We start from the raw sequence: 25,845 nt of genomic DNA on the forward strand, positions 1-25,845 counted from the left end.
CACTCATAGACGTACTTGGCCTTCATAGACCCGAACGGCTGGGCCGGTCATAAGCACTGGATGACCGGGACCTGCCCACTCAATGGACAGGCGCCCACCGGGCAGATCGATCAGCAGCGGTGATTCCATCCAGCCCTGACTGATGGCCGCAACCGCTGCTGCGCAGGCACCGGTGCCACAGGCCTGGGTTTCCCCGGCACCGCGCTCCCAGACACGCAATTGTGCGCGCTGTCGATCAACCACGTGGAGGAAACCGACGTTTACCCGAGCCGGAAAGCGTGGGTGGTTTTCGATCTTCGGTCCCAAAGAGTGAACCGGGGCATTGTTGATGTCATAGACACGCAGAACCGCATGCGGATTGCCCATCGACACGGCGGCCAGTTCGACAGTTTCACCCTCGACATCGAGCGTGTAGCTGATGGCCTGTTGCGGCGCATCGAAGGGAATCTCGGCGGGCGCCAGACGTGGCGCGCCCATGTCGACACTGATCTGGCCATCATTGCGGATGTCCAGGACGATGATGCCGCTCTTGGTTTCGACGCGAATCTGCTTCTTGGCCGTCAGGCGCTTGTCCAGTACGAAACGGGCGAAACAGCGCGCGCCGTTGCCGCACTGCTCGACCTCGGAACCGTCGGAATTGAAGATCCGGTAGCGGAAGTCCACATCCGGGTTGCTCGGCGCTTCGACCAGCAGCAGTTGATCGAAACCGATACCGGTGTGGCGATCGCCCCATTGCTTGGCGTGCTTGGGCAGGATGTGGGCGTGCTGGCTCACGAGGTCCAGCACCATGAAATCGTTGCCCAGGCCATGCATCTTGGTAAAACGCAGCAGCATGGGATTACTCCGGGAGCAGGCTTTCGCCGGCAAACAGCTCGGTCACGGTTTCACGGCGACGCACTTGGAACGCTTGATCGCCATCGACCAACACTTCGGCGGTACGTCCGCGGGTGTTGTAGTTGGAGCTCATGACGAAGCCATAGGCACCTGCCGAATGCACAGCCAGCAGATCGCCCTCGGCCAGCGCCAGTTCGCGCTCCTTGGCCAGGAAGTCACCGGTTTCGCAGATCGGCCCGACGATGTCGTAAGTGCGTGTCGCGCCATCGCGGGGTTGAACGGCAGTCACATCCATCCACGCCTGATACAGCGCCGGACGGATCAGGTCGTTCATCGCCGCGTCGACGATCGCGAAGTCTTTGTGTTCGGTGTGCTTGAGGTATTCGATGCGCGTCAGCAGCACGCCCGCGTTGGCCACGATGAAGCGGCCCGGCTCGAACATCAGCGCCAGGTCGCGACCGTCAAGGCGTTCACGCACGGCCTTGATGTAATCGCCAGCCAGTGGCGGCTGTTCATCGCGATAACGCACGCCCAGGCCACCGCCCAGATCCAGGTGCCGCAGCTGAATGCCGCAATCGCTCAGGCGATCGACCAGATCCAGTAAGCGGTCGAGGGCATCGACGAACGGGTCAAGGGTGGTCAGCTGCGAGCCGATGTGGCAATCGACGCCGATCACGTCCAGGTTCGGCAGCTGTGCCGCGCGTATGTAGACGTCTTCGGCGTCAGCGATGGCGATGCCGAACTTGTTTTCTTTGAGTCCGGTGGAAATGTACGGGTGAGTGCCCGCATCGACATCCGGGTTCACGCGCAGGGAAACCGGGGCGCGTACGCCCATCTCGGCGGCCACGAGCTGCAGGCGCTCGAGCTCGTCGGTGGATTCGACGTTGAAGCAATGCACGCCCACTTCCAGGGCGCGACGCATGTCGTCACGGGTCTTGCCGACGCCGGAGAATACGATCTTGTCGGCCTGACCGCCCGCGGCCAGCACACGCTCCAGTTCGCCACGGGAAACGATGTCGAAACCGGCACCCAGGCGTGCCAGGACATTGAGTACGCCCAGATTGGAGTTGGCTTTGACGGCGAAGCAGACCAGATGCGGCATGCCGCTCAGGGCATCGGCGTAAGCGCGATATTGCGCCTCGATGTGGGCTCGGGAGTACACATAGGTCGGCGTGCCGAAACGCTCGGCAATGGCAGACAATGCAACTCCCTCCGCGAACAGCTCACCGTCGCGGTAGTTGAAGGCGTCCATGGCTGATCCCTAGTAGGTCGAGGTCGGGTGCTTGTGCGAGTGCGATTTGGTCTGGCTGCTGCTGGCGTCGGACGAGTCGTCGTCGGGCAGGAACAGTGGACCTTTTTGACCGCAGGCAGAGACCAGGCACGCTACAGCGAGGAGCGCGGCCAGGGAGGAAATCAGGCGCTTCATGGCGAAATCCTTTGGATAAGCATTAATTGCGCCCGAGTATACCGACCAGCCTACAGCTTGCCTATGCGCCACGGTTCCCGTCCGGCGGGGCTTTGACGCAAGCAGCGGTTACGCAGCCGACGAGCGTGCGTTTTTTGGCGCGGCAACCGGCAATTGGGCGGGTATGCTTTGCATTTGCCGGGAAGCGACCGTATCTTGCGTCGCTGCGCCATCAGTAGACACTTTCGAGGTTCCTGCAATGAGTTTGACCGAAGCCCGTTTTCACGACCTGGTCGATGCTACCCAAGAAAAGCTGGAAGACATCTTCGACGAAAGCGATCTGGACCTGGACCTGGAAAGTTCGGCCGGCGTCCTGACCGTGAAATTCGAAAACGGCTCGCAGTTCATCTTCAGTCGCCAGGAGCCGTTGCGTCAGCTGTGGCTTGCGGCTGTCGCCGGCGGTTTTCACTTCGACTACGACGAAGAAGCCAAACACTGGATCTGTGACAAGACCGAAGAACTGCTGGGTGAGATGCTGCATCGTCTGACGTTGAAGCAGGTCGGTGTCGAGCTCGAATTCGACGCTATCGACGGTCATGAAGACGGAAACCGGCAGTGACCAACGCCACGCCGGTCAAAGCGCCAAAGCCGCTGTTCAGCAACGTCAGCCCGGCGGTTGTCTCGCCGTGCATCAGCGTCTGTCGGCTCGATGAGCTGAAGGTGTGCACCGGGTGTTTTCGCCATGTCGAAGACATCCGCGAGTGGCGCGCGGCGACCGATGAGCGGCGCCGGGAAATCGTCCGCCAGGCCGATCAACGCCGCGCCCAGCTTTGACCCTGTAGGAGTGAGCTTGCTCGCGGTAGGTGATGCATCCGCGCCAATGCATCGCCTAGCGCATCGAATCGCCAGCCAGCTCACTCCTACAGTTGGTCAGTCGTGGGCTTCAGGCCCCCTCCATCGCTTCATTCAACGAATTCTCCAGCTGCGCCTTGTAGCGCAGGAACAGAATCGTTTGTCCGCGCGCATCTCCCAGAACGCCGGACAGGTCCAGGTCGGTGATGTAGCAGCGATAGCGCTGCGGTTCGCTGCGCTGGTCGAGAATCTGCCGTGCCACCACGCTGAACAACTGCTCGCCGAATTCCAGCTCGGAAAACTCCATGTTGTCGCAATACAGCGTGACACTAACTTGCCCCGGTGAAGCTTCTTCGACGATGGCCTGCACGTCATAGAAAGGCCTGTCGGCAGGCATGACCGGAGGCAATCGTTGCTCGATGCGTTTGGCCCGCCCCGCGCCGTCCGGGGTAATACGGTAATAAAGCGTGTCCAGCGACGGCGATTCCAGCGGATTGTCCAGTGGCAACAGCGCTCCGCGACGGTACATCAGCGACTGCAGAAAGCGTTGCAACGGCATCAGCAGGCTGGGCTCATCGTGATACGGCAAGCGCTGATGCCACAGCGCATTGTGTTCATCGAGCAGATACAGATCGGCGTGAGGCTCGTTGATCCGGTAGAACACCTGGATGCATTCCGGCTGACCGTGGGGAATGATCAGCGACAGATCGCTGTCATCCAGTGCCTGAGGGTCGAGGTGGATCGGGCTGTATGCCGGTAATTCTCCGCCCAGGTAGTCGTAAAGTGCCGGCAGGCTGTGCAGCGCCACTTGCGTGACCTGTCCCGGAACCATTTCCAGGACGTGATAATGCTGCTCGATCTGGATCAGATAGCGGTGGTTCAGACGTCGTGCCAGAAGCAGTTGCGCCGTGTTGATCAGTTCCTCAACCCGCTGGGCGATGGCCGGGGCGCGGTTGTGACAGAAACAGCGCACGCGCACCACAGCCTTTGGCGACGTTTCGGGCAAGTTGTTGAGCAGCTCGGTCATGCAGTCGAGCAGCGCACACTGGCCGTCAAAGCGACTGACCAGCACCTCGTTCCAGCTGTTGAGCGTGATCTGGTCGAAGGTCAGCACCAGATTTTCCCGAACCCCGGCATAGCTCAACGAGTCCGTGCGCTCGGTGGTCATCAGGATATTCAGGTCCTTGTGATGCTTGAGCGGGTCGATGCCGACGTTCACCAGCAACAGGATTTCACTCGGGACACTGGGACGCAGCAGCGCCTGCTCGTGAACCATGTCCAGCGGCATCGGGATGTTTTGCTGCAGGGCGCCGAGCAGGTTGAACAGCTCGAATTCGGTCAGGTCGCTGCTGCCGGGATGCAGCGCCAGGCGCGTGCTGCTGTCGATTACATTGTTGCGATGGCACCAGGCGAGCAGCTCCAGTAGTTCCCGGCTGCGCTTGATGGGCGCGAACGACTCCCACTCATGTGCGCCCAGATTGCCGTTGTACAGGCCCCACTGATATTTGCCGGGCTCGCGCTTGTTGGGCGACTGCACCAGTGTCAGGGTGTCTTCGGCCAGGTCTGGCGCGATGCCCGGATTGACGAATTCGACCTTGCCTGCCTTGCGCTCGAACGCCGCATAAAGCCGACGTCCCAGTACGTTGAGATCACGCTTGTTGATCGAGCTGATGGCGTTCTGGGTGCGAGCGAACTGGGTCAGAAAGCGGTAGCTGTAGTTAAGCTCGCTGACCAGCGCACGGCGCTCGCTGGAAACCTGTCGCACCTTCCACTGGCTGCGGCTGTCGAGCAGCGCCAGCTGACGCTCGTCCCACTTCCACTCCTTGGCCAGCCGTTCCAGGAGCAAGCGCTGCCAACTGGTGGTTCGCTGGCGTGGCAAGGCAGTGAGTTTCTTGTTCACCTTCAGGTAGAGGCTGCGGCGCACCAGTTCCAGGCGCTCCGGTTCGCCGCGGGCGAGCAGATATTCCTCGATCCGCCGATAGACCATCATGTAGGGATCAAGCTCGTCGAGGTCCAGGTGGTTGGCGAAGACTTCTTTCTTGAGCCTCATGCTCAGGCACTGAACCTGCGGATACTCGCTGGCATAGACTTCGGTCAGCAGCAGTTTCAGGACGGATTTGTAAGGCGACTCGATGCCCTTGAACAGCTGCCAGAGCCCGGCGCCGATGAACTCGCCCGAGGGAATGTGCGACATGTTGCCCAAGTCGAGCACCTCGTCCGCCCGGATGAAGCGCTTGGACAGCAAGGTGTGGCTGTACTCGGCGTAGCGTGCTTCTTCGTAGACCGGCACCAGCCACCACATCGGCGTGCGGCCGGCCAACCAGATGGCCGTGCGGTAGAACTCGTCGAGCAACAGGTAATGCTGGGTCGTTCCGCAATCCTCGCCACTGAGTTGCGCATCGCGCTCCCCCAAAACGAACCGCTCGGGGTCGATGAGGAAAAAGTGCGCTTCGGCGCCCATGGTCGCCGCCCAGGTTTCCAGGGCCTGGCATTTTCTGCGCAGCTCAAGCACGTCCTCTGCCGACAGGCCGGTGTCATGGCAGATCCATACGTCCATATCACTCTGATCCGCCTGGGCCAGGGTGCCGAGGCTACCCATCAGGAAAATCCCGTGGATCGGTTGTGCAGGATTGCCGCGACGAGGCTTGTAGGAAAAAGAACGTGTCAGGCGCTGCGCTTCAGTCAGTGCCTGGGCCCCCGGTTCGTAGTTCGAGACGCCGGCGGGGGTGGTGCTGGAAACGTAGCCGGGCAACAGCGGGTGATTGACGTGGAAAAACAGCGGCAGCAGCGACAGCACCGATTGCTGACGGCTGGACAAGCCTTCATTGGCACGTCCCAGTCGCCCCTCATTGAGGGTCAGAAAACGGTTACGCAGCTGGCTGAGGACCTTGCGGTCGATGCCCTCATCCAGATCGGGGCGGATCTCGAAACTACGGGTCATCGCGACTCAAAGCCGGAAAGGCACTGCGGGAATGGAAGGCGACTACAGGAAAGAAGGTCCAGCATCAGATGCCTGTCGTAAGGCGGCTGCGTGTATTTTTTCTGGCGCCAGAATTTTATCGGCGCAGCATCTTACAAATGAAGGGTTCGCGAAACCTTTATTTCACGCCTGCGGCAAAGGTTTCGCGAGTCGCGGTATCAGGCCGCTTGCTGACTGACAGCAAGAATGGTCAACAGCGATTGTGCGTGTTCGGCGGCTTCCAGTCCCAGACTGGTCAGATAGCCTCCGTCGACCTGAGTGGTGAGGCCTTTTTCAAAAAGTCGTGTGGCAGCGGCGATGGCAGACGGTGCGGCAACGTGGTGGACCTTCAGACCCTCCTGGGTGTTGGTCAGGTTGAACAGTGACAGGATTTCCAGTTCGGCAACCAATTCAGGGGTAAACGACATAGATGCTCCAGACTTTTCTAATTGATGAAGCGGCGAAGGAATCGCAGACATGACAGCCCCGTAGGTCAAGCGGCAGCGAGGCATGTGGAGTGTAGTTAGCGTCTGGGGATTTTGCAGAAAGTATCTGGCCGGTCGTCAGGTTGCCTGTTTGGCAGACGTGATCGACATCGCGCCGCCTGTTGTTGATTCTGGCCTCAGGCCGTGGGAGCTCGGCTTGCCAGCGATCTGCCGGGCACCGGCGGTAAAATCATGCAGCTCGGTGGGTCATGTGCATGCCGTTGACAGGGTTCGCTGGCGCTTCGCATCAGATCGTCGGCAAGGTGGAGCGCCACCCCGGCAAACTCCCACGCCCTCCGGGCAGAATCAAAAGCACACGGTCGCTTTTATTCATTTAACCGCGTGCTCAAGCTCGTTGCCGTTACTGGCCGTCGTCCAGCTTCACGCCTGGCGGCATTTGCGGCAGGGCGCGCAGGGCCGTTTCGTACCACTGGGTGTTGAACGGGCGGTCTTCTTCGAGAATGCCGTCGATCTCGACCGCCAATACGTGCGCCATCATTTCCAGGATGTCATCACGCTCATAACCGACCAGGGTCAGCTTGTTGAACGTGGCTTTGGCTGCAGGCGGGTTGTCGCTTTCGATCTGGTTTTCAATCGCCTGGATCAAGGTGGTTGCAGCGAACTCTTCTTCGTCGTTGTCGATCTTGTCGCTCATGGTGTTCTCGATGTCCTGACAATTCAAAAGGGCCGCCACAGCGCACGGCCCATACAGTATTGGCTTAGCGGCTGGTCAGCAGTTGCCTGCCCCGCACCACGGCGGCCTTGACCTGTGCCGGAGCGGTACCGCCAATGTGGTCACGGGCGTTGACCGAACCTTCGAGGGTCAGCACGGCAAATACATCCTGCTCGATCTGATCGCTGAACTGGCGCAGTTCTTCCAGGGTCATTTCGGCCAGGTCCTTGCCGGTTTGCACGCCGTATTTCACGGCATGGCCGACGATTTCGTGGCAATCACGGAACGGCAGGCCTCGGCGGACCAGATAATCAGCCAGGTCAGTGGCGGTGGAGAACCCGCGCAGGGCCGCTTCGCGCATGATCGCGTGCTTGGGCTTGATGGCCGGGATCATGTCGGCGAAGGCACGCAATGAGTCACGCAGCGTGTCGGCGGCATCGAACAGCGGCTCCTTGTCTTCCTGGTTGTCCTTGTTGTAGGCCAGCGGCTGGCCCTTCATCAAGGTCAGCAGGCCCATCAACGCGCCGAACACCCGACCGCTCTTGCCACGTACCAGCTCCGGCACGTCCGGGTTTTTCTTTTGCGGCATGATCGAGCTGCCGGTGCAAAAGCGATCAGGCAGATCGATGAACTGGAACTGCGCGCTGGTCCACAGCACCAGCTCTTCGGAGAAGCGCGACAGGTGCATCATGGCGATGCTGGCGGCCGAGCAGAACTCGATGGCGAAGTCGCGATCGGAGACGCTGTCCAGCGAGTTGCCGCCGACGGCTTCGAAACCCAGCAGCTGACAGGTCAGTTCGCGATCGATCGGATAGGTGGTGCCGGCCAGTGCAGCGCTGCCCAGGGGCATGCGGTTGGTGCGCTTGCGGCAATCGACCAGGCGCTCGTAGTCACGGCTGAGCATTTCGAACCAGGCCAGCATGTGATGCCCGAAGGTCACCGGCTGCGCGGTCTGCAGGTGAGTGAAGCCGGGCATGATGCTGTCGGCCTCGCGTTCGGCCAGGCCCAGCAGGCCCTCTTGCAGGCGAGTGATCTCGGCCAGGATCAGGTCGATCTCGTCGCGCAGCCACAGACGAATATCGGTCGCGACCTGATCGTTGCGGCTACGGCCGGTGTGCAGCTTCTTGCCAGTGATCCCGATGCGGTCGGTCAGACGCGCCTCGATGTTCATGTGCACGTCTTCCAGGTCCACGCGCCAGTCGAATTTACCGGCTTCGATTTCGCCTTGAATGGTGTTCAGGCCGTCGATGATGGTGTCGCGCTCGGCATCGGTCAGCACGCCAACCTTGGCCAGCATCGTGGCATGGGCGACCGAGCCCATGATGTCGTGGCGGTAAAGGCGTTGATCGAAAGTGACGGAGGCGGTGAAGCGTGCGACGAAGGCGTCGACGGGCTCACTGAAGCGGCCGCCCCAGGACTGATTGGTCTTGTCGGTGCTCATGGATTCGCTCGCTGCTCTGCTGATGACTGTACTGATGACTGTTTTGATGAAGACGTGACGTGGCCGATTGTAAAAGCCGCCGGCGATAATAACAGCATTGCTGTTTTTTTATCCCGGACTGCTTGCCCGCGGGGGTACTAGCGCAGAGACTGGGTGCATGCACAATGAGCGCAAAAATCCGGGGCAGAGCGCCGCGCCCGGCAAAGAATTCTTCCTTCCCGAACTGTGCCTGCCGCAGGCGCTGCTGGTTCTGGTCGTGCTGGCCGAGCTGTTCGTTCTGGTGCTGGTGCTGGTCGAGCCGATGCATCCGACATTCGACTGGGTCCGGCTGGCGCTGATATCGCTGTTCGTGCAATGGATCGTGTTGCTCTCGGCAGCTCTGTTGTGCGGGCTGCGACCCTGGCTGGCGCGTCTCAAGGCGGGCGTCGCCGGTGCGACTGGCTGTCTGCTGGTGGTGGCGGTGACGGTGTTGTGCACCGCGGTTACCGACTACTGTCAGCTGGTTGGCACGATGCCGGGTGACGGGATCATCGAACGCTATCTGCGGTATTCGTTGATCGCGCTGATCATGTCGGCGCTGATGTTGCGCTACTTTTACCTGCAGAGTCAGTGGCGCAAGCAGCAACAGGCGGAGCTGCGGGCGCGGATCGAATCCTTGCAGGCGCGGATCCGGCCGCACTTTCTGTTCAATACGCTTAACAGTATCGCCAGCCTGGTCACCAGTGCTCCGGACAAGGCCGAGCAGGCGGTGCTGGATCTGTCGGATCTGTTTCGCGCCAGTCTGGGCAAGCCGGGAAGCCTGACGACGTGGCGAGAAGAGCTGGAGTTGGCCAAACGTTATCTATCGATTGAGCAATATCGACTTGGCGAGCGTCTACAGTTGGACTGGGACGTCAGCGCAATTCCCGACGACTTGCCGATTCCCCAGCTAACCTTGCAGCCATTACTTGAGAACGCATTGATTTACGGTATCGCGCCCCGTGTCGAAGGCGGCGTGGTCAGGGTCGAGGCGGACTATGAACGGGGAGTATTCATATTGCGTGTCAGTAATCCCTATGACGAAGTTGCCCCACGGCTGACTTCAAGCGGCACTCAGCAGGCCTTGGCAAACATCGGCGCCCGAATCACGGCACTTTTTGGCCCTCTCGCGAGTCTGAGCGTGGAGCGCCGTGACGGTCGTCACTTCACCTGTCTACGCTATCCTTGTGCGAGACTCACGCAGGAAGCCAGAGCAATATGAATGTCCTGATCGTTGATGACGAACCCCTAGCCCGCGATCGCCTGAGCCGTCTGGTGGGTGATCTTGAGGGTTATCGGGTCCTTGAACCCAGCGCCACTAATGGCGAAGAAGCCCTGACGCTGATCGATAGCCTCAAACCCGATGTGGTGTTACTCGACATCCGCATGCCGGGTCTGGATGGCCTGCAGGTCGCGGCCAGATTATGCGAGCGCGATACGCCGCCAGCGGTGGTGTTCTGCACGGCCCATGATGAGTTTGCCCTGGAGGCATTTCAGGTCAGCGCCGTGGGTTATCTGGTCAAACCGGTACGTCCGGAAAATCTGCTTGAAGCCCTGCGCAAGGCCGAACGGCCCAACCGCGTGCAACTGGCTGCGATGACGCGGCCTGCCGCCGAGAGCGGAAACGGCCCACGCAGCCATATCAGTGCGCGGACCCGCAAAGGCATCGAGTTGATACCGCTGGATCACGTGATCTATTTCATCGCCGACCACAAATACGTGACGTTGCGTCACGAGGATGGCGAGGTGCTGCTCGACGAGCCACTCAAGGCACTGGAAGACGAATTCGGGGACCGCTTCGTGCGTATCCACCGTAATGCCCTGGTTGCCCGTGACCGTATCGAACGTTTGCAACGTACGCCGCTGGGGCATTTCCAGCTGTTCCTCCGAGGGCTGAACGGCGATGCATTGATCGTCAGCCGCCGGCACGTGGCCGGTGTGCGCAAGATGATGCAGCAGCTCTAGAACCTGCAAGGCCGGTCGCTGTGCAGGAGTGGGCTTGCTCGCGATGTTCTGGAGCACTGGATCTGCGTTGGATGCACCGACTCCCGCGAGCAAGCTCACCCCTGCAGGGGTCGGATGTGCCGACGGCGACATGCCGTCGCATGGCGGATACCCGGCGATTGAGATCATGATGCGTGCAGATTAGATACAGTCATTCGGCCCGGTTGGGCCGAGCTGTTATTATCCGCCGCATTCACTCAGTACGGATTGATTCATGTCCTCTCGCGAAATCCGCATCGCCACTCGCAAAAGCGCACTGGCTCTCTGGCAAGCCGAGTACGTCAAGGCTCGTCTGCAACAGGCCCATCCGGGGCTGGTCGTGACTCTGGTTCCGATGGTCAGTCGCGGCGACAAGCTGCTGGACTCGCCGCTGTCGAAAATCGGCGGCAAAGGGTTGTTCGTCAAGGAGCTGGAGACGGCGCTGCTGGAGGACGAAGCGGACATCGCGGTGCACTCGATGAAAGACGTGCCGATGGACTTTCCCCAAGGCCTGGGGCTGTTTTGCATCTGCGAACGCGAAGACCCGCGCGATGCGTTTGTTTCCAATACCTTCGCCAGCCTCGATGAGTTGCCTGCCGGCAGCATCGTCGGGACGTCCAGCCTGCGCCGTCAGGCGCAACTGCTGGCGCGTCGTCCAGACCTGAAAATCCATTTTCTGCGTGGCAACGTCAACACGCGCCTGGCCAAGCTGGACGCCGGCGAGTACGACGCCATCATTCTCGCCGCCGCCGGCCTGATTCGTCTGGGATTCCAGGATCGCATCACCTCGGCCATCAGCATCGAGCACAGCTTGCCAGCCGGTGGACAGGGCGCGGTCGGCATCGAGTGCCGCAGTGTCGATGTCGAGCTGCATGCGCTGCTGACGCCCCTGCACCATGCCGACACGGCAGTGCGCGTCACCGCCGAACGTGCGCTGAACAAGCACCTCAACGGTGGCTGCCAGGTGCCGATCGCCTGCTACGCGGTATTGGAAGGCGAGCAGATGTGGCTGCGCGGTCTGGTCGGTGACCCGGCCGGCACGCTGCTGCTACGCGCCGAAGCCCGCGCGCCGCAGGTTGATGCACAAGCCCTGGGTGTGCAGGTTGCCGAAGCGCTGCTGGCGCAAGGTGCTGCGAAGATCCTCAAGGCTGTCTATGGCGAGGCGGGGGAGGAGTGAAAGGCTGGCGCCTGTTGCTGACGCGCCCGGCCGAAGAGTCGCAAGCATTGGCAAATGCGCTGGCCGAAGAGGGCGTGTTCAGCTCGGCATTTCCACTGCTGGAAATCGAGCCGCTGCCGGTTAGCGAAGAGAACCGCTCTATCATTTACGACCTGGCGGCCTACTGCGCAGTGATTGTCGTCAGTAAGCCTGCTGCGCGCCTGGGTCTGGAAATGGTCGATGAGATCTGGCCGCAGCCGCCGATGCAGAAATGGTTCACTGTGGGCGCGGCTACCGCTCAGATCCTCGACGACTATGGGCTGCACGTATTTTTCCCCGCTCAGGGCGACGACAGCGAGGCGCTGCTCGAGCTTCCACAGTTGCTGCACGTGCTCTCGTCCGTCCATGACCCCAAAGTGCTGATCATGCGTGGCGTCGATGGCCGCGAGCTGTTGGCAGAGCGCTTGCGCGAGCGGGGTGTTACTGTCGATTATCTGCCGCTGTACCAGCGTAACCTGCCCCAGTATCCGCCTTTCGCCCTGCCGCAGCGGGTTGAGGCGGAACGCTTGAACGGGCTGGTGGTCAGCAGTGGACAGGGTTTTCAACATCTGCGTGAGCTGGCGGGCGATGCCTGGCCCAGGCTTGTGCGGTTGCCTTTATTCGTACCGAGCCCTCGGGTCGCCGAACTGGCACGTGGCGCTGGCGCCCTGACCGTAGTGGACTGCCGTGGCGCCAGCGCTTCGGCTTTGCTGGCAGCGTTGCGGGAACAGCCCGAGCCTGCCTCCCAGGCGTCATGATCGACGATCCGGATTACGCGATTACGCCCAAATGCAAAGGATGGATACGTGAGCGAAACAGTCTTGCCAAAAAATGACGCTGAACCGGTGCTGGTCCATTCGGAGCCTCTACCGGATCCAGCGCACAAAGAACCTTCCAGTCGTCGCGGCAGTAATGGCCTGGCCATCCTCGCCCTGCTGCTGGGTGCTGCAGGCGTGGCGGTCGGCGGCTGGAGCGTGTGGCAACTGCGGGCCATTCAGGCAGGTCATCAGCAGCAGTCCGGGCAAATCGAGGACATCAATTCGCAGACCCGGATTCTCCAGCAGAGCGAGCAGCAACTGGTGGCCAGACTGGCGCAGATTCCGCCCGCCCAGGAGCTGGAAGAGCGTCGTCGGCTGGTCACTCAACTGCAGGGTGATCAGCAGCGTCTGAGCCAGCGTCTGGAAACCGTGCTCGGTGCCAGCCGCAAGGACTGGCGCCTGGCCGAGGCCGAGCATCTGCTGCGTCTTGCCAGTCTGCGCTTGTCTGCGCTGCAAGACATCAATAGCGCTCAGGCGCTGGTTCAAGGCGCTGACGAGATCCTTCGCGAGCAGGACGATCCGGGTGCATTCGCTGCTCGCGAGCAACTGGCCAAGAGCCTCGCGGCACTGCGCAGCGTCGACCAGCCGGACCGTACCGGCCTGTTCCTGCAACTGGCTGCCCTGCGCGATCAGGCCGCCCAGCTGAATGCGCTGGCGCCGGAATACAAGGACAAGGGTGAGTCACTGCTCGGGCTTACCGATGGCAGCGAAGACAGCTACTGGGCCAAATGGTGGGACAAGATTTCCCAATACATTCGCCTGGACTTCCACGCCGACAAGAACATTCGTCCGCTGCTCGCTGGCCAGAGCCTGACCCAGGTGCGACTGGCCCTGAGCCTGGCACTCGAACAGGCGCAGTGGGCGGCCCTCAACGGCCAAGCGCCGGTTTATACCCAGGCAGTGACCGAGGCACGCAGCGTGCTGGACGCCAATTTCAATCAGGACAACCCGCAAAGCAAAGTGCTGGGTGAGCGCCTGGACGAGCTGGCCCGCCAGCCGGTGTCGGTGATTACGCCGGACCTGACTCCGAGCCTTGCCGCGGTACAGGCTTATCTGCAACAGCGTCATCAGCCTGTGGGCGGTGCGCTGGATCAGCAGGCAGAAGGGGCGCAGTCGGGGACCAAACCATGAAGCGCGGCTATGTGATCGTGTTCATCCTGATCGTGGCGGCAGCGCTGGTGGGCCTTGCGATCTCCCGCCACGCGGGCTATGTGCTGATCGCCTATGACAGCTTCCGCTATGAGTCCAGCCTCTGGGCGGCATTGGCGTTGCTGGCGGCAATCGTTTTGCTGGTCTGGCTGGTTCGCGGTCTGGTGCGGCTGCTGACGACGTCCGGCGGCGTGGTCAATCCCTGGTCGCGGCGCAATCGCAGCCGTCGGGTACAGGTCGCGATAGAGCAGGGCCAGCTCGATCTTGCCGAAGGTCGCTGGGCCAGCGCTCAGCGTCATTTGCATCGCGCTGCCGAGGCTGAGCGTCAGCCGTTGTTGTTTTACCTCGGTGCCGCCCGTGCCGCCAATGAGCAGGGCCGCTATGAAGACAGCGACAACTTGCTGGAGCGGGCTCTGGAGCGTCAGCCCCATGCCGAGCTGGCGATTGCTCTGAATCATGCGCAACTGCAGCTCGACCGTGGCGACAGCGACGGGGCGCTCGCGACCCTGCAAGCGATGCAGGAGCGTCACCCACACAATCCACAAGTTCTGCGCCAGCTGCAGCGCTTGTATCGACAGCGTGGCGAATGGTCCCAGTTGATCCGCCTGATGCCGGAACTGCGCAAGGACAAAGTCTTGCCTGCGCAGGAACTGGCGGAACTCGAGAAGCGCGCGTGGGGCGAGAACCTCTCGCTGGCCGCGTACCAACAAACGGAAAATGAGACCGGGCCTGCCGGTTTGCCAGCGTTGGACACCGCCTGGCAGCAGTTGAGCTCAGCCCAGCGCCAGGAGCCTGCGTTGATACTGGCCTATGCCGAGCAGCTTCGCCGTCATGGTGCCGAGGTTCAGGCCGAAGAAGTTTTACGCGGCGCCATGAAGCGCGACTACAACAGTCACCTGGCGCGACTCTATGGCCTGGTCCGCGGCAGCGATCCGGGCAAGCAGTTGCACACCGCCGAGAGCTGGCTGAAAAACCATGCTGATGATCCCGGCCTGTTGCTGACGTTGGGCCGCCTCTGCCTGCAAAGCAGTCTGTGGGGCAAAGCGCGCGATTATCTGGAGGCAAGCCTGCGACTGCAACGCAATCCCGAGGCCTGTGCCGAGCTGGCTCGTTTATTGGGGCAGCTGGGTGAGACCGATCGCAGCAATCAGTTGTTCCAGGAAGGGTTGGGCTTGCTGGATGAGCGTCTATTGGCTCGTCCGCTGCCGGCCCTGGCTCGCGCCTGACTACCGGAAATACAACCTGCCCAAAAAAAGGCCCGACCAGGGCCTTTTTGCTAGTGTGCGGTTGTTCATGTAGGGCCTTGCCCGGGGCTGAAGCGATTTTTGCGTCATGCTTCGAATGGTCGGTATAGCTTCCTACGGCCGGTGTCGGTAATTCCCTACACAAGCTAAGAAATATCCTCCCCCGGTTGCCTTGAAAGGAAGTCTCGCTTTCCTCTACCGTAGCCGCCTTCGTCTTTTGTTTCGGATTTTCCATGCATCTGGCCCGCACGCGCTCCCTGTTCTTTCTGGCGTTTCTCGTTTGCGCACTGATTGTGGGAGCAGCTGTTTATCTGGAGCGTGTGGTGGGCTCTGCCCCATGTCCGCTATGCATCTTGCAGCGCCTGCTGCTGCTGGTCTGCTCATTCGTTTGCCTGGTCGCCGCGCTGCATACGCCCGGCAGATTGGGTTGGCGCATCTACTCCGGCATTCTCCTGCTCGTTGCATTGAGCGGCGCGGCGACGGCGGGCCGCCAGGTGTGGCTCCAGGCATCGCCGCCGGAAAACCTCGCGTCCTGCCTGGAAAACCTGCAGTACCTGCTCGACACGCAGCCCTACACCAAGGTCCTGGCCCTGGTTCTGGCCGGCAGCGCCGGTTGCTCTGAAATCACCTGGTCACTTTTCGGCATCAGCATGCCGGAGTGGAGCCTGCTGGCTTTCGCAGGCATGAGCCTGTTCGCCCTGTACTACCTTTTCATCGAATTTCGTGGGTCCGGATCAATGGATGTTGGGGCGGCGGATTAAACGCTTGTATGAACTTTAACTCCTGCGTACCTTGAAGCCTTGGTCGAGCGGGCATAATCTGGGCCGCACGCATCATCGGAATAATGCTGCTGTCGACGTTTTTCAGAGCCGGTTTTCATAAGCTTCGGGCCGGATCGCCAAGCGAATCAAGGCAGCATGCCCCTGAAGGGAAGAGAGAACATCATGCTGGAAAGTTGTCAGAATGCTCAGGAACGCTGGGGCGGGGTTAACAAGCTCATTGATCGTTGGCTGGAGGAACGCAACGAGCTGATCAAGGCCTACGATGATCTTGGCGCCGAGCCGGATGCGTTGTCCGAAACACGCAAGCAGCTGCAGGAATTCTGCGGGACCCTGGTCGATTACGTTTCGGCGGGTCATTTCGAAGTCTACGAACAGCTCACCGGCGAAGCCAAGGCGTTCAAAGACGAGCGCGGGCTGGAACTCGCCGATACGATTTATCCTCGCATCGATGTCATCACTGAAAAGCTGCTGGCGTTCAACGATCTCTGCGATGAAGGCAAGTGCGTTGCCGAGAAGTTCAAGGAGCTGGGTGGATTGCTCCACGAGCGCTTCGAACTGGAAGACTGCCTGATCGAAGTGCTGCACACCGCACACAAGCAGGAAGATGCGGTTCAAGCCTGACGGGTTTTTGCGCAGCAAAAAGGGTGCCCTCGGGCACCCTTTTTTGTGGCGTGTAGAACGCTTTCTGTAGCAGTCCGGCTTGCCGGGAGTGCCTGAGATCGCTACCGCCGGCAGACTGCTACAGGAGCGGTGAACGACGGGCAGCTTTCTTACTGCGATGCCGCCAGTAGTTCGATTTCGAACACCAGTGGCGTGTACGGATCGATCAGATCGCCCGCGCCCTCTGCGCCATAGGCCTGTGCAGAGGGGATTACCAGACGCCATTTCGCACCGACCGGCATGTCGACCAGTGCGGTGGTCCAGCCGGCGATCACGCTGTCCAGACGAAACCATTGAGGCTGCTGACTCTGATCGAAGATCGTGCCGTCAGGCAGGCGTCCGACGTATTTGACTTGAACGCGACCATTGATATCGGGCTTGGGGCCTGTGCCTGGGGTCAGTTCAGTCATCAGGATGCCGTCGGCGAGCTGGCGTACACCCGGCTTGGCTTTCTCGATATCCATGAAACGACGTTCTTCCTTCAGCGCGGCTTCGGTCTGCGGCTCTGACTGGCCAGAGTTCTCGGCCTGGGCCAGCGCGGCGTCGTGGTCGCTGAGGATCTGCTCCATGCGTTCCTGTTTGATCGCCAGTGGCTTGGCTTGATACGCCTGCTGCAAACCTTCGATCAACGCAGGCAATTGCAGGTCCGGCGCCTCCTGGCGCAGCCGTTCACCCAGGCTCGCTCCCAGGCTGTAAGCCAGGTCATGGGCGTTATCGGAGGGTGGAGCATCGGCCGCATGAGCAAAGGGTACCAAGAGGAATAACGACATCAACAAGTAGCGCGACATGAATGCTCTCCGGCCTGGGAAGTGCCGATTATGCCAGCGCCAGAGGTTGAATGTGGTGACGATCTGCAGTGATTTTGGCCAACTTGAAACAGACCCGGTTTTGTAGTGTCAAGATGCCCTAGCGGCGGTGCGGGCAGAGGTCTAGTATGAGCCGCATTCAAATCAGCCAGGAGGTAAGTCATGTCGGCCAACAAGAAGCCAGTAAACACTCCGTTGCATTTGCTCCAACAACTCTCGGGCAGCTTGCTCGAACATCTTGAAAATGCCTGTTCCCAAGCGTTGGCTGATGCCGAGAAATTGCTCGCCAAGCTTGAGAAACAACGCGGCAAGGCTCAGGAAAAACTGCACAAGTCCCGCACTAAATTGCAGGGCGCGGCCACTGCCGGCAAAGCCAAGGCGCAAGCCAAGGCCAAGGATAGTGTGGCTGAACTCGAAGCGCTGCTCGATGCGCTCAAGGATCGTCAGACCGAAACCCGTACCTACATCGTCAGCCTCAAGCGCGATGCTCAGGAAAGCCTGAAGCTGGCTCAGGGAATCGGTCGTGTGAAGGAAGCGGTTGGCAAGGCACTGAGTGATCGTGCAACCAAGGCACCCGCCAAGACTGCTCCGGCGAAAGCTGCTGGTAAAACAGCAACCAAGGCACCGGCCAAAGTCGCTGCCAAGCCTGTCGCCAAAGCTGCAGTCAAAACAGCGGCCGCCAAGCCAGCGGCCAAGGCACCGGCAAAAGCCGCTGCTAACACTGCGCTGAAAACCGCCGCAGCCAAACCTGTCGCTGCCAAACCTGCTACAAAAGCCGCCAGCAAACCGGCTGCCAAACCTGCTGCAAAAGCCCCGGTGGCCGCCAAGGCTCCAGCCAGGACCGCAGCCGCCAAGCCTGCTGCCACGGCCCCGAAACCTGCCGTCAAGCCAGCCGCTAAAGCCGCCGCCAAGCCAGCCGCAAAAGCCCCCGCTGCCAAACCAGCAGCGAGTGCTGCCGTAAAACCTGCCGCTAAAGCGCCAGCAAAACCAGCCGTTGCCAAGCCGGCTGCCAAGGCCACCACGGCGGCCGCCAAGCCCGCCGCCAAACCGGCTGCCAAGCCCGCGACCAAGCCTGCTGCTGCCAAGCCTGCAGCCGCCAAACCAGCCGCCCCGGCCAGCGCCACTGCTGCCAAGCCATCGGCGCCTGCGCCTGCAGCGTCAACTCCAGCTGCCGCCTCGGTTGCATCGGCTACACCAGCCGCCACTGCAACGGCTGGTTCGAGTTCGAACAGCGCTTCCTAAGCAAGACATTCCCCGGCGCGCCGCAAGACACCCAGCGCGTCCGGGGCTTGCTCTGCGGCTTGCCCTGCGAGCGCCTCCAGCCATTGGTTATTCGTTTGTGCAGGATGCTCAGGCCAGGCCTGAATCAGTCGCTGCAGCCTGACCAGCAGTTCACGCTCGGCGTCCAGCTCAAGCACCTTCAAGCGTTCGCGTAACGCCCCCAGCTCCTCGTCGGCAGCTGCCGCGGGCTTCCACTGCATGCGCAAGTCGCGTAGCGGTCCAACCACCTGATCATGCCAGGGCGTCGCCAATTGTCTGATTTCCTCTGCCCGCAACGGGTCGAAGCGGATGCTGCGCACGTCCAGCCATACACCACACAACAACACGCAGACGTTGGCTCCGCGGGCCTGTAGGGTCAGGCAAGCCTGCTCCATACCCGGTCGCGCGTAAAAATCCAGGGTGAAACTCCATAGGTCCGAGGGCATAGTCATCTACCTGTTTTGGGCGAAGCTGGTAGACTCCGCCGCCATTATGATCAGACTTCAAAGCCTTACCTTACAGCGTGGTCCGCAACGTCTGCTAGAAGACGCCGAGCTGACTCTGCACGCCGGCCAGAAAGCCGGTCTGATCGGCGCCAATGGCGCCGGTAAATCCAGCCTTTTCGCGTTGCTTCGGGGTGAACTGTCCCCCGACAACGGCGATTGCCTGCTGCCTGCCGATTGGCGTATCGCCCACATGCGGCAGGAGGTCGATACCCTCGAGCGCATGGCGGTGGACTACGTTCTGGACGGCGATCTGCGCCTGCGTCAGGTGCAAGCGGATCTGGCGGCCGCCGAAGCCGCTCACGACGGGGCGGCTCAAGCCCGCCTGCATTCGGAGCTGGACAGCGCCGATGGCTACACCGCCGATGCCCGCGCGCGCAAGTTGCTGGCCGGTTTAGGCTTCACCAATGAGCAGATGGAACGGCAGGTCGCCAGTTTCTCCGGTGGCTGGCGGATGCGCCTGAACCTGGCGCAGGCCCTGATGTGCCCCTCCGATCTGCTGTTGCTCGACGAACCGACCAACCACCTGGATCTGGACGCGATTCTCTGGCTCGAAGACTGGCTCAAAAGCTATCAGGGCACGCTGCTGCTGATTTCCCACGATCGGGATTTCCTCGACGCCGTGGTCGATCACGTTGCCCATGTCGAGCAGAAGAAGATCACGCTGTACCGCGGCGGCTACAGCGCTTTCGAGCGCGCGCGTGCCGAACGCCTGGCCCAGCAACAGCAGGCCTATGACAAGCAACAGGCGCAGCGCGCGCACATGGAGAAATTCATCACGCGCTTCAAGGCCCAGGCGACCAAGGCCAAGCAGGCGCAGAGCCGGATCAAGGCGCTGGAGCGGATGGAAGAGTTGTCTGCGGCGCACGTCGACTCACCGTTCGACTTCACCTTCCGCGAATCCAGCAAAATCTCCAGCCCGTTGCTGGACTTGTCCGAGGCCCGTCTGGGCTACGGCGACAAGACCGTTCTGAGCAAGGTCAAACTTCAGCTCACGCCCGGCGCGCGTATCGGCCTGCTGGGTCCGAACGGCGCGGGTAAATCGACACTGATCAAAAACCTCGCAGGCGAGCTTGAGCCCTTGAGCGGTCGCATGGTGCGTGGCGAGAACACCGTGGTCGGCTATTTTGCTCAGCATCAGCTGGATTCGCTCGATGCCAAGGCCAGCCCGCTGCTGCATTTGCAGCGCATTGCGCCCACCGAGCGCGAGCAGGCGCTGCGCGACTTCCTGGGCGGTTTCGACTTCCGTGGCGCGCGACTGGACGAACCGGTACTGAATTTCTCAGGTGGTGAGAAGGCGCGTCTGGCGTTGGCCCTGATCGCCTGGGACAAACCCAACCTCTTGCTGCTCGACGAACCCACCAACCACCTGGACCTGGAGATGCGGCTGGCCCTGACCATGGCCCTGCAGGAATTCAGTGGTGCGGTACTGGTGGTTTCTCACGATCGTCATCTGCTCAAGAGCACCACTGACAACTTCCTGTTGGTGGCCGATGGCGTAGTGCAGGAATTCGACGGCGACTTGGACGACTACGCACGCTGGCTGGTGGATTACCGCCTGCGCAATGCGCCGGTCAGCAGCGCTGTGGTCAATGCCGACAAGACCGACAAGAAAGCTCAGCGTCAGCAGGCGGCGGCTTTGCGTCAGCAACTGGCGCCGCACAAGCGTGAAGCCGAGAAGCTGGAAAAAGAACTCGGCTCGCTGCATGAGAAGCTGGCCAAGATAGAAACCGCCTTGGGCGACAGCGCGATCTACGAGGCTGCCAACAAGGACAAACTGCGCGACTTGCTGGCTGACCAGGCCAAGCTCAAAGCCCGCGAGTCGGATCTGGAAGAGGCGTGGATGGAAGCGCTCGAGCTGCTGGAGTCGATGCAGGCCGAACTGGAAGCGCTTTCCTGATGGAGTCCCTGGCGTTACCGGTACCGGCTTACTGGATCGAACCGCTGCTGGTGGGTCTGCAGATCCTGCTGATTCTGCTGGTCGGCTACACCTTGCAACGGGTGGTCGGGCGTTTTCTGACGCAACTGGCCGAGCGCTACCCGTTGCTGCCGCCGGAGCTGCTGGTGATGCTGCGCGGTGGGTTGCGCTGGCTGATCATGGGCACCGCTTTCGTGGCGGTGCTGGGACGCCTGGGCGTGTCGGCGTCTGTGCTGTGGGCGGCCTTGTCCGGTTTTGTCGCGGTCGCAGCGGTCGCGTTCTTCGCCATGTGGAGCGTGCTGTCGAACCTGTTATGTGCGGTGTTCATCTTCACCATGGGCCCGTTTCGCATCGGCGACGTGGTGGAGTTGGTGGACACCACGGATAAACCCGGGATCAAAGGCCGCGTCACCGCCATCAATTTGATGTTCACCACGCTGGTGGAGCCTGCCGAGTTGGGGAGCACCCTGGTGCAGGTGCCTAACAGCCAGTTCTTCCAGAAGTCGATCCGACGTTGGCGCGGCAACGATGGCATGCCGATCATCTCCGGCGAAAAACGCTCGGCCGAGCAAGTCCATCGCTGATGCACCCGCACAGCTGGCCTTCAACTCACCGCAACAGTTAGAAATAATTGGTCTTTAAGCCCCGAAGACACTAGGGTTAGAACGAGTTTCCGCTCTTGCCTGAGGTGTGTGATGTCGCTCGAAACGTGGCTGGCTTTCTTTGCCGCCTGCTGGGTTATCAGCCTGTCGCCGGGGGCCGGTGCCATTGCATCGATGTCCAGCGGTCTGCAATACGGTTTCTGGCGCGGTTACTGGAACGCGCTGGGGCTGCAACTGGCGCTCATCGTGCAGATCGCGATCATCGCGGCCGGGCTGGGCGCCGTGCTGGCGACCTCGGCACTGGCATTCACATTGATCAAATGGTTCGGTGTCGCGTACCTGGTTTATCTGGGGATCAAGCAATGGCGCGCGCTGCCCAGCGATCTCGCCGACGACGCTGCCATCCGGCCCATCGGCAAGCCGCTGGCGCTGGTCGCCCGGGGCTTTCTGGTGAACATCAGCAACCCCAAGGCGCTGGTGTTCATGCTCGCGATCCTGCCGCAGTTCATCGATACCCATCTGCCGCTGTTGCCGCAGTACCTGACCATTGCCGTGACCATGGTCAGTGTCGACCTGGTCGTCATGGCGGGGTATACCGGGCTGGCCTCCAAGGTGCTGCGCCTGCTCAAGACGCCCAGACAGCAGAGGCGCATGAATCGCACCTTCGCGGGGTTGTTCGTCAGCGCGGCGGCGTTTCTGGCGACATTGCACCGCGCGTGATCATTGAGAACCCTGCAGGAGTGCGCTTGCTCGCGATTCGCCATGTCTGCGACAACCGTTGTGACAGACCTATCGCCGATCGCGAGCAAGCTCACTCCACGGGGGGTGATGCATGAAGCCGGAGTTCAGCGCAGAATCTTCGGCGCCTCGTCGCGGGGCAGGTTACTGCGGGGTGCAGGTTGCTCCTGGGAGTACTCCACCTCGCCCCGTAGCTGCTCACGCAGTTGACGGGCGACGTCCATGCCGATCGACTTCGAGACTTCCCGCACGACACGACCACGGTTGGCAGAAACGCGAACGTCGTTGCCGTTGACCAGTTTGGTGTCCTGACCTTCGCCCATGGCAGTAAATGCCGAGGTGATTTCGAAGGTGCGCGTGTTGATCAGGCTGAAGTCGCCCACCAGTGTCAGCCCCAGCACTGAGGAGTGCGAGTTGGTGTTGGCGATTTCGTTGACGTCCTGATGGAAGTCGATGTCCGACACGGTGCCGAACAGTACGTAATCGGCGCCCTTGAAATTGCCGTTCCTGATGCGCTTGATGACGTCGTACACGTCCTCCTTGGACTTGGCGGTGTACGGCGTGCCCTGCACCAGCTGAAACATCCCGGACTTGAGAATCTCGCCCTTGATGTCGCCACTGAATTTACGCAGCTCACCCTGTTCGATGTAGGTGTTGCGCGACTCGTACTCGTTGTAGCTGGCCGAGGCGCTGGCGCTGTAGGCGTTGGCCTGGAAGCCGGTCTGCGCTGAAACGGTGTGGATGTACTCCTCCACCTGTTGTTCGAACGCCATGTCGGTGACTGCAACTTTCGGCGCGGCCTGAACGCCAACCGCACACAACAGCCCGAGAATGCCTATCCATGCACGCATCGGTCAGCGCTCCGTGGTTTTGCGGATTTCTTTTTCGTCCATCCACTCGGCCAGACCGCTTTCAACGTCGATCAGTTGCAGGCTGAATTTGTAGAAGACGTCCTTGTAATCACTGCTGCGTTTGACGATCGAGCTGATCGAACCTTCCAGACGGTACTTGGCGGCGACCATGTTGCCAGTCTTGTTGACGGTCGATTTCTTGTACAAGCCGCTCTGGTTCTGCAGCTTGAGCTGGTCGACCTGGCTTTGCATGTCGGTGTTGTCGCTGGCGAAGCGCGCGGTGCCGGACTTCATCAGCTGGGTCTTGATCGAGGTGGTGATCTCACGAGTGTCGATGTATTCGCTGGTCTTGTTCTTCACGTCATAGACCTGAACCACCGGGCGACCCTGAAGCGTGCCGGACTGGGCCAGCGAGCGGGTCATGCTTTCGGCAATCATCTGCAAGTCGGTGGAGCCGAACTCGTTGGTGACGGTTTCGACGGCCTTGGTGTCGCCGTAGCTGATGTTCTTGCTACCCAGTACCGGTGAGTTGTTGGCACAGCCAGTGGCCAGAAGGGCGACGGCGGCGATGAGAGAAAGGCGGATGGACAGCATGTCGGGGATCTCTTTGGCTTGGCGAATCTTGGCGGGTTAAGGGGTTTTGACTTCAAGACGGAAGTCAGTGGCCTTCGGCACCGGGGCGATGGCAGGCACAAAGCTGCTCTGCGAGCCATACAGCGTCAGGCTTTTCCAGGTCTCGGGTTCGGCTACCGGGAAACCGTCGTTACCCAGCCAGGCGAAGCGGTAGTACATCGTCTTGTTGTAGCTGCTGGTGTTGTGCAGTGACACGTTGACGGTCATGAAGCCGTTTTCCCGGGCGACGCGCATCGGCCCGATCTCGATGTTTTTCAGATCGCCCATGGCGACCACTTTGCTGGCAGCACTGCCGGCTGCTGGCGGTGGCGGGGTGGCACAGCCGGCGAGTAACGCCAGTGCCATCAGGCCAAGAAAGGTGCAACGCATGGAGGTGTCTCCGTTCACGGTTTGTTGACGGCCACGGCCTGAGGCAGGATCGAGGGGATCACTTGCGCAGCGAGGCCGCTGGTGTAGACCTGGTTGCCGATGGCGCGCAGGGTGACGACCTGATAGGGACGGTCGATCTTGAGCTGTACGTGGGTGCCGCCCAGCGAGGAGGGCAACACCACCTGATGCTCACCCGGTTTGAGTTTCAGGCGCGCTACCAGGGTGTTGTCAGGCAAGGTGCGCCAGGTCCGGGTATCGGCGCCTTCGGTAATGGCCGAGGCGATCCCCACCGCCAGACCGGCCAGGGGGTTTACGTCGTTGAGTTTCTTTTGCGCTACGCCACGGGTGATGGCGCGGACGGTGGTGCGCACGATGATGCCGGGCATGTCGTCACGCAGGGCGCGGCGAGACATGGCGGTGGTGCTGTTGAGCGCGGTCAGGTTGACCTGCTGGCCATCGAGACCGATCTGATTGAATAACGGCGTCGAGGTATCGGCCTTGATGACTGGAAATGACAGCGGCGTGATCACCAGATTGTTATTGATCGGCAGGGGCAGCGGGATACGCACCGAATCACGCGCCGGGGCGAAACCGGTCTGCACGACGATCAACACTTCGCTGCCGTCGGTCTTGCTGTTCTTGCTGCCAGCGGCGTCCAGACCCAGCAGCGCCTGATCGAGCAGGGGTGTGTTGGGACGCAGTTCGGCGGCTTGGCGATAACCGGGTGCGGCAAGGTCTTTTTCGCCCAGTGCTTCGTAGACGAAGCCGGACAGGTAGTGGCTGAACGCACTCTGATAGCTGTTCTTGAGCCCCACCACTTCAGGGGCGTCGAGCGATTCCACCGGATAGCCCTTGAGGTCCTTGTACTGCGTGGTGACACCGTGGCTCTGCGCCTCGTCTTCGCTCTTGAGGTACTGCTTGTCGCGCAGGTCGGCGATCACCGCCTCGCGTTCGTGAGTCTTCTTGATTTCGGTTCGGGCGCCGTCGAAGTCGTTCTGCGCCAGCAGGTTCAAGGCCATTTGCGTGGTCAGCATGACTTTTTCGTAGTCATAGCCTTCGTAGCGGCGCACCTTGTCGTTGACCAGAAAGCTGCCGAACTGGGCCAGGTATTTGCCGCTGTCGAGTTTGACCGAGTCCTCCCAGGCGACGACGGTCTGGTCGGCATGCCGCCAGGCCGTCTGGCTGCCGACGAGGTCGCCCTTGGAGCGCAGCAGTTCGCCTTTCTCGAAGTAATACAGCAGGTCTTTGTCGTCGCCTGTGTTGTTCTTTTCCAGAACGGTCAAGGCACCGTCGACGTTGCCGCTCCCCAGCTGCTGGTTGGTCTGTTGGAGTTCGGTGTCGTAATTGCGAAAAGCCGCACAGCCGGTCAGTTGCACGGCCGCGATCAGCGCGAGTGCAGTCAAGGCGCGGGAAGACATGGCGATCAGTCCTTGAAAAAATAGCCAGCCTGGCAGTACTGATTGCCAGCTGTACAAGTCCGTTTGTGAAGGCCTGGACCTTCGATGGAGTGACGGTCAGCGGTGGTGGCTGACTGCCATGAGCGGCGGGATTATAAAGAGAGTGACGCTCATGACAATGGCTTTTTGATAGCGATTGGCATTTTCGGACCTGTCTGACACACGTTTTGCGCGTTTACCCCACGCCATGACCGACTGGCGCTCAGGTAC

At 60.9% G+C, this 25,845-nt stretch carries 27 protein-coding genes; 14 read left to right on the top strand and 13 right to left on the bottom strand.

Annotated elements, in window-relative coordinates:
• Positions 1-3: 3 nt before the first annotated feature.
• Genes dapF through ACI2KS_RS17910 form a run of 3 tightly spaced genes read right to left on the bottom strand, consistent with a single transcriptional unit; the run spans position 4 to position 2,260 of the window.
• Positions 4-834, bottom strand: a complete 831-nt coding sequence (gene dapF / locus ACI2KS_RS17900; RefSeq protein ID WP_404622314.1) for a diaminopimelate epimerase — start codon at positions 832-834, stop codon at positions 4-6.
• 4 nt (positions 835-838) lie between these two features.
• Positions 839-2,086 carry a diaminopimelate decarboxylase gene (gene lysA / locus ACI2KS_RS17905; RefSeq protein WP_404622315.1) on the bottom strand — a complete coding sequence of 416 codons (1,248 nt, stop codon included), beginning with the start codon at positions 2,084-2,086 and terminating at the stop codon, positions 839-841.
• 9 nt (positions 2,087-2,095) lie between these two features.
• Positions 2,096-2,260 (bottom strand): lipoprotein, encoded by a 165-nt coding sequence (locus tag ACI2KS_RS17910; protein ID WP_404622316.1) that lies wholly within the window; start codon positions 2,258-2,260, stop codon positions 2,096-2,098.
• A 238-nt stretch (positions 2,261-2,498) separates the two neighbouring features.
• On the opposite strand from ACI2KS_RS17910, the gene cyaY reads away from it, so the two are divergent.
• Together cyaY and ACI2KS_RS17920 are read left to right on the top strand one after the other, a co-directional pair.
• The gene (cyaY, locus tag ACI2KS_RS17915; protein WP_404622317.1) at positions 2,499-2,858 is read left to right on the top strand and encodes an iron donor protein CyaY; all 360 of its coding nucleotides are present in this window, start codon (positions 2,499-2,501) and stop codon (positions 2,856-2,858) included.
• Positions 2,855-3,073, top strand: coding sequence for a DUF1289 domain-containing protein (locus ACI2KS_RS17920; protein ID WP_404622318.1), 219 nt, complete (start codon positions 2,855-2,857; stop codon positions 3,071-3,073). The genes cyaY and ACI2KS_RS17920 overlap by 4 nt, the downstream gene beginning before the upstream one ends.
• Before the next feature lie 109 nt (positions 3,074-3,182).
• Here the strand turns inward: ACI2KS_RS17920 and ACI2KS_RS17925 are convergent, their stop codons facing one another.
• The 4 genes from ACI2KS_RS17925 to argH form a co-directional block, all read right to left on the bottom strand.
• Complete coding sequence (locus ACI2KS_RS17925; RefSeq protein WP_404622319.1) at positions 3,183-6,032, bottom strand: class I adenylate cyclase; 2,850 nt, start codon at positions 6,030-6,032, stop codon at positions 3,183-3,185.
• Positions 6,033-6,229: 197 nt separating this feature from the next.
• Positions 6,230-6,478, bottom strand: a complete 249-nt coding sequence (locus tag ACI2KS_RS17930) for a TIGR02647 family protein (protein WP_404622320.1) — start codon at positions 6,476-6,478, stop codon at positions 6,230-6,232.
• A 418-nt stretch (positions 6,479-6,896) separates the two neighbouring features.
• Positions 6,897-7,190 carry a hypothetical protein gene (locus tag ACI2KS_RS17935; protein ID WP_404622321.1) on the bottom strand — a complete coding sequence of 98 codons (294 nt, stop codon included), beginning with the start codon at positions 7,188-7,190 and terminating at the stop codon, positions 6,897-6,899.
• Positions 7,191-7,254: 64 nt separating this feature from the next.
• A complete protein-coding gene (gene argH, locus ACI2KS_RS17940) occupies positions 7,255-8,649 on the bottom strand; it encodes an argininosuccinate lyase (RefSeq protein WP_404622322.1) in 1,395 nt (464 codons plus the stop codon).
• A 157-nt stretch (positions 8,650-8,806) separates the two neighbouring features.
• Here argH and ACI2KS_RS17945 point away from each other — a divergent pair, with 157 nt between their 5' ends.
• The 8 genes from ACI2KS_RS17945 to rsd all read left to right on the top strand — a co-directional run bounded on the left by ACI2KS_RS17945 (position 8,807) and on the right by rsd (position 16,459).
• Positions 8,807-9,889: a sensor histidine kinase gene (locus tag ACI2KS_RS17945; RefSeq protein WP_404622323.1), complete on the top strand. Its 1,083-nt coding sequence runs from the start codon at positions 8,807-8,809 to the stop codon at positions 9,887-9,889.
• Entirely contained in the window at positions 9,886-10,632 is a 747-nt protein-coding gene (locus ACI2KS_RS17950) for a LytR/AlgR family response regulator transcription factor (protein ID WP_404622324.1), read from the top strand. The genes ACI2KS_RS17945 and ACI2KS_RS17950 overlap by 4 nt, the downstream gene beginning before the upstream one ends.
• A gap of 253 nt (positions 10,633-10,885) precedes the next feature.
• Positions 10,886-11,827 (top strand): hydroxymethylbilane synthase, encoded by a 942-nt coding sequence (gene hemC, locus ACI2KS_RS17955; protein WP_404622325.1) that lies wholly within the window; start codon positions 10,886-10,888, stop codon positions 11,825-11,827.
• Complete coding sequence (locus ACI2KS_RS17960; RefSeq protein WP_404622326.1) at positions 11,824-12,603, top strand: uroporphyrinogen-III synthase; 780 nt, start codon at positions 11,824-11,826, stop codon at positions 12,601-12,603. Before hemC ends, ACI2KS_RS17960 begins: the two co-directional genes overlap by 4 nt.
• A 48-nt stretch (positions 12,604-12,651) precedes the next feature.
• Positions 12,652-13,794: a uroporphyrinogen-III C-methyltransferase gene (locus ACI2KS_RS17965; RefSeq protein WP_404622327.1), complete on the top strand. Its 1,143-nt coding sequence runs from the start codon at positions 12,652-12,654 to the stop codon at positions 13,792-13,794.
• On the top strand, positions 13,791-15,038 hold the full coding sequence (locus ACI2KS_RS17970; RefSeq protein WP_404622328.1) for a heme biosynthesis protein HemY: 1,248 nt from the start codon (positions 13,791-13,793) through the stop codon (positions 15,036-15,038). Before ACI2KS_RS17965 ends, ACI2KS_RS17970 begins: the two co-directional genes overlap by 4 nt.
• 251 nt (positions 15,039-15,289) lie before the next feature.
• Complete coding sequence (locus ACI2KS_RS17975; RefSeq protein ID WP_404622329.1) at positions 15,290-15,817, top strand: disulfide bond formation protein B; 528 nt, start codon at positions 15,290-15,292, stop codon at positions 15,815-15,817.
• Between the two features lie 183 nt (positions 15,818-16,000).
• A complete protein-coding gene (gene rsd / locus ACI2KS_RS17980; protein WP_404622330.1) occupies positions 16,001-16,459 on the top strand; it encodes a sigma D regulator in 459 nt (152 codons plus the stop codon).
• Positions 16,460-16,608: 149 nt separating this feature from the next.
• On the opposite strand, the gene ACI2KS_RS17985 is transcribed toward rsd, so the two are convergent.
• Positions 16,609-17,286 (bottom strand): FKBP-type peptidyl-prolyl cis-trans isomerase, encoded by a 678-nt coding sequence (locus ACI2KS_RS17985; protein WP_404622331.1) that lies wholly within the window; start codon positions 17,284-17,286, stop codon positions 16,609-16,611.
• Positions 17,287-17,466: 180 nt separating this feature from the next.
• Between ACI2KS_RS17985 and ACI2KS_RS17990 the strand changes: the two genes are divergently transcribed.
• Positions 17,467-18,546: an AlgP family protein gene (locus tag ACI2KS_RS17990; RefSeq protein ID WP_404622332.1), complete on the top strand. Its 1,080-nt coding sequence runs from the start codon at positions 17,467-17,469 to the stop codon at positions 18,544-18,546.
• Here ACI2KS_RS17990 and ACI2KS_RS17995 read toward each other — a convergent pair.
• Positions 18,543-19,010, bottom strand: coding sequence for a TIGR02444 family protein (locus tag ACI2KS_RS17995; RefSeq protein ID WP_404622333.1), 468 nt, complete (start codon positions 19,008-19,010; stop codon positions 18,543-18,545). The genes ACI2KS_RS17990 and ACI2KS_RS17995 overlap by 4 nt on opposite strands.
• Before the next feature lie 46 nt (positions 19,011-19,056).
• On the opposite strand from ACI2KS_RS17995, the gene ACI2KS_RS18000 reads away from it, so the two are divergent.
• The 3 genes from ACI2KS_RS18000 to ACI2KS_RS18010 all read left to right on the top strand — a co-directional run bounded on the left by ACI2KS_RS18000 (position 19,057) and on the right by ACI2KS_RS18010 (position 22,307).
• Positions 19,057-20,967 (top strand): ATP-binding cassette domain-containing protein, encoded by a 1,911-nt coding sequence (locus ACI2KS_RS18000; RefSeq protein WP_404622334.1) that lies wholly within the window; start codon positions 19,057-19,059, stop codon positions 20,965-20,967.
• A complete protein-coding gene (locus ACI2KS_RS18005; RefSeq protein ID WP_404622335.1) occupies positions 20,967-21,569 on the top strand; it encodes a mechanosensitive ion channel family protein in 603 nt (200 codons plus the stop codon). The genes ACI2KS_RS18000 and ACI2KS_RS18005 overlap by 1 nt, the downstream gene beginning before the upstream one ends.
• Before the next feature lie 111 nt (positions 21,570-21,680).
• Positions 21,681-22,307: a LysE family transporter gene (locus ACI2KS_RS18010; protein ID WP_404622336.1), complete on the top strand. Its 627-nt coding sequence runs from the start codon at positions 21,681-21,683 to the stop codon at positions 22,305-22,307.
• Between the two features lie 125 nt (positions 22,308-22,432).
• Here ACI2KS_RS18010 and ACI2KS_RS18015 read toward each other — a convergent pair whose 3' ends face one another.
• Genes ACI2KS_RS18015 through ACI2KS_RS18030 form a run of 4 tightly spaced genes read right to left on the bottom strand, consistent with a single transcriptional unit; the run spans position 22,433 to position 25,596 of the window.
• Entirely contained in the window at positions 22,433-23,176 is a 744-nt protein-coding gene (locus tag ACI2KS_RS18015) for a penicillin-binding protein activator LpoB (protein ID WP_404622337.1), read from the bottom strand.
• A gap of 3 nt (positions 23,177-23,179) precedes the next feature.
• A complete protein-coding gene (lpoB, locus tag ACI2KS_RS18020) occupies positions 23,180-23,767 on the bottom strand; it encodes a penicillin-binding protein activator LpoB (protein WP_404622507.1) in 588 nt (195 codons plus the stop codon).
• A gap of 39 nt (positions 23,768-23,806) precedes the next feature.
• Positions 23,807-24,178: a YcfL family protein gene (locus ACI2KS_RS18025; protein ID WP_404622338.1), complete on the bottom strand. Its 372-nt coding sequence runs from the start codon at positions 24,176-24,178 to the stop codon at positions 23,807-23,809.
• A 14-nt stretch (positions 24,179-24,192) separates the two neighbouring features.
• On the bottom strand, positions 24,193-25,596 hold the full coding sequence (locus ACI2KS_RS18030; protein ID WP_404622339.1) for a COG3014 family protein: 1,404 nt from the start codon (positions 25,594-25,596) through the stop codon (positions 24,193-24,195).
• Between the last annotated feature and the right edge of the window lie 249 nt (positions 25,597-25,845).

It is taken from the genome of Pseudomonas sp. NPDC087358, from assembly GCF_044900785.1.
In the GTDB taxonomy this organism is placed as follows: domain Bacteria; phylum Pseudomonadota; class Gammaproteobacteria; order Pseudomonadales; family Pseudomonadaceae; genus Aquipseudomonas.

Coding starts and splice junctions, on each gene's coding strand:
- dapF (WP_404622314.1), bottom strand. CDS start 834: ATGCTGCTGCGTTTTACCAAGATGCATGGCCTGGGCAACGATTTCATG.
- lysA (WP_404622315.1), bottom strand. CDS start 2,086: ATGGACGCCTTCAACTACCGCGACGGTGAGCTGTTCGCGGAGGGAGTT.
- ACI2KS_RS17910 (WP_404622316.1), bottom strand. CDS start 2,260: ATGAAGCGCCTGATTTCCTCCCTGGCCGCGCTCCTCGCTGTAGCGTGC.
- cyaY (WP_404622317.1), top strand. CDS start 2,499: ATGAGTTTGACCGAAGCCCGTTTTCACGACCTGGTCGATGCTACCCAA.
- ACI2KS_RS17925 (WP_404622319.1), bottom strand. CDS start 6,032: ATGACCCGTAGTTTCGAGATCCGCCCCGATCTGGATGAGGGCATCGAC.
- ACI2KS_RS17930 (WP_404622320.1), bottom strand. CDS start 6,478: ATGTCGTTTACCCCTGAATTGGTTGCCGAACTGGAAATCCTGTCACTG.
- ACI2KS_RS17935 (WP_404622321.1), bottom strand. CDS start 7,190: ATGAGCGACAAGATCGACAACGACGAAGAAGAGTTCGCTGCAACCACC.
- argH (WP_404622322.1), bottom strand. CDS start 8,649: ATGAGCACCGACAAGACCAATCAGTCCTGGGGCGGCCGCTTCAGTGAG.
- ACI2KS_RS17945 (WP_404622323.1), top strand. CDS start 8,807: ATGCACAATGAGCGCAAAAATCCGGGGCAGAGCGCCGCGCCCGGCAAA.
- ACI2KS_RS17950 (WP_404622324.1), top strand. CDS start 9,886: ATGAATGTCCTGATCGTTGATGACGAACCCCTAGCCCGCGATCGCCTG.
- hemC (WP_404622325.1), top strand. CDS start 10,886: ATGTCCTCTCGCGAAATCCGCATCGCCACTCGCAAAAGCGCACTGGCT.
- ACI2KS_RS17970 (WP_404622328.1), top strand. CDS start 13,791: ATGAAGCGCGGCTATGTGATCGTGTTCATCCTGATCGTGGCGGCAGCG.
- ACI2KS_RS17975 (WP_404622329.1), top strand. CDS start 15,290: ATGCATCTGGCCCGCACGCGCTCCCTGTTCTTTCTGGCGTTTCTCGTT.
- rsd (WP_404622330.1), top strand. CDS start 16,001: ATGCTGGAAAGTTGTCAGAATGCTCAGGAACGCTGGGGCGGGGTTAAC.
- ACI2KS_RS17985 (WP_404622331.1), bottom strand. CDS start 17,286: ATGTCGCGCTACTTGTTGATGTCGTTATTCCTCTTGGTACCCTTTGCT.
- ACI2KS_RS17990 (WP_404622332.1), top strand. CDS start 17,467: ATGTCGGCCAACAAGAAGCCAGTAAACACTCCGTTGCATTTGCTCCAA.
- ACI2KS_RS17995 (WP_404622333.1), bottom strand. CDS start 19,010: ATGCCCTCGGACCTATGGAGTTTCACCCTGGATTTTTACGCGCGACCG.
- ACI2KS_RS18000 (WP_404622334.1), top strand. CDS start 19,057: ATGATCAGACTTCAAAGCCTTACCTTACAGCGTGGTCCGCAACGTCTG.
- ACI2KS_RS18005 (WP_404622335.1), top strand. CDS start 20,967: ATGGAGTCCCTGGCGTTACCGGTACCGGCTTACTGGATCGAACCGCTG.
- ACI2KS_RS18010 (WP_404622336.1), top strand. CDS start 21,681: ATGTCGCTCGAAACGTGGCTGGCTTTCTTTGCCGCCTGCTGGGTTATC.
- ACI2KS_RS18015 (WP_404622337.1), bottom strand. CDS start 23,176: ATGCGTGCATGGATAGGCATTCTCGGGCTGTTGTGTGCGGTTGGCGTT.
- ACI2KS_RS18025 (WP_404622338.1), bottom strand. CDS start 24,178: ATGCGTTGCACCTTTCTTGGCCTGATGGCACTGGCGTTACTCGCCGGC.
- ACI2KS_RS18030 (WP_404622339.1), bottom strand. CDS start 25,596: ATGTCTTCCCGCGCCTTGACTGCACTCGCGCTGATCGCGGCCGTGCAA.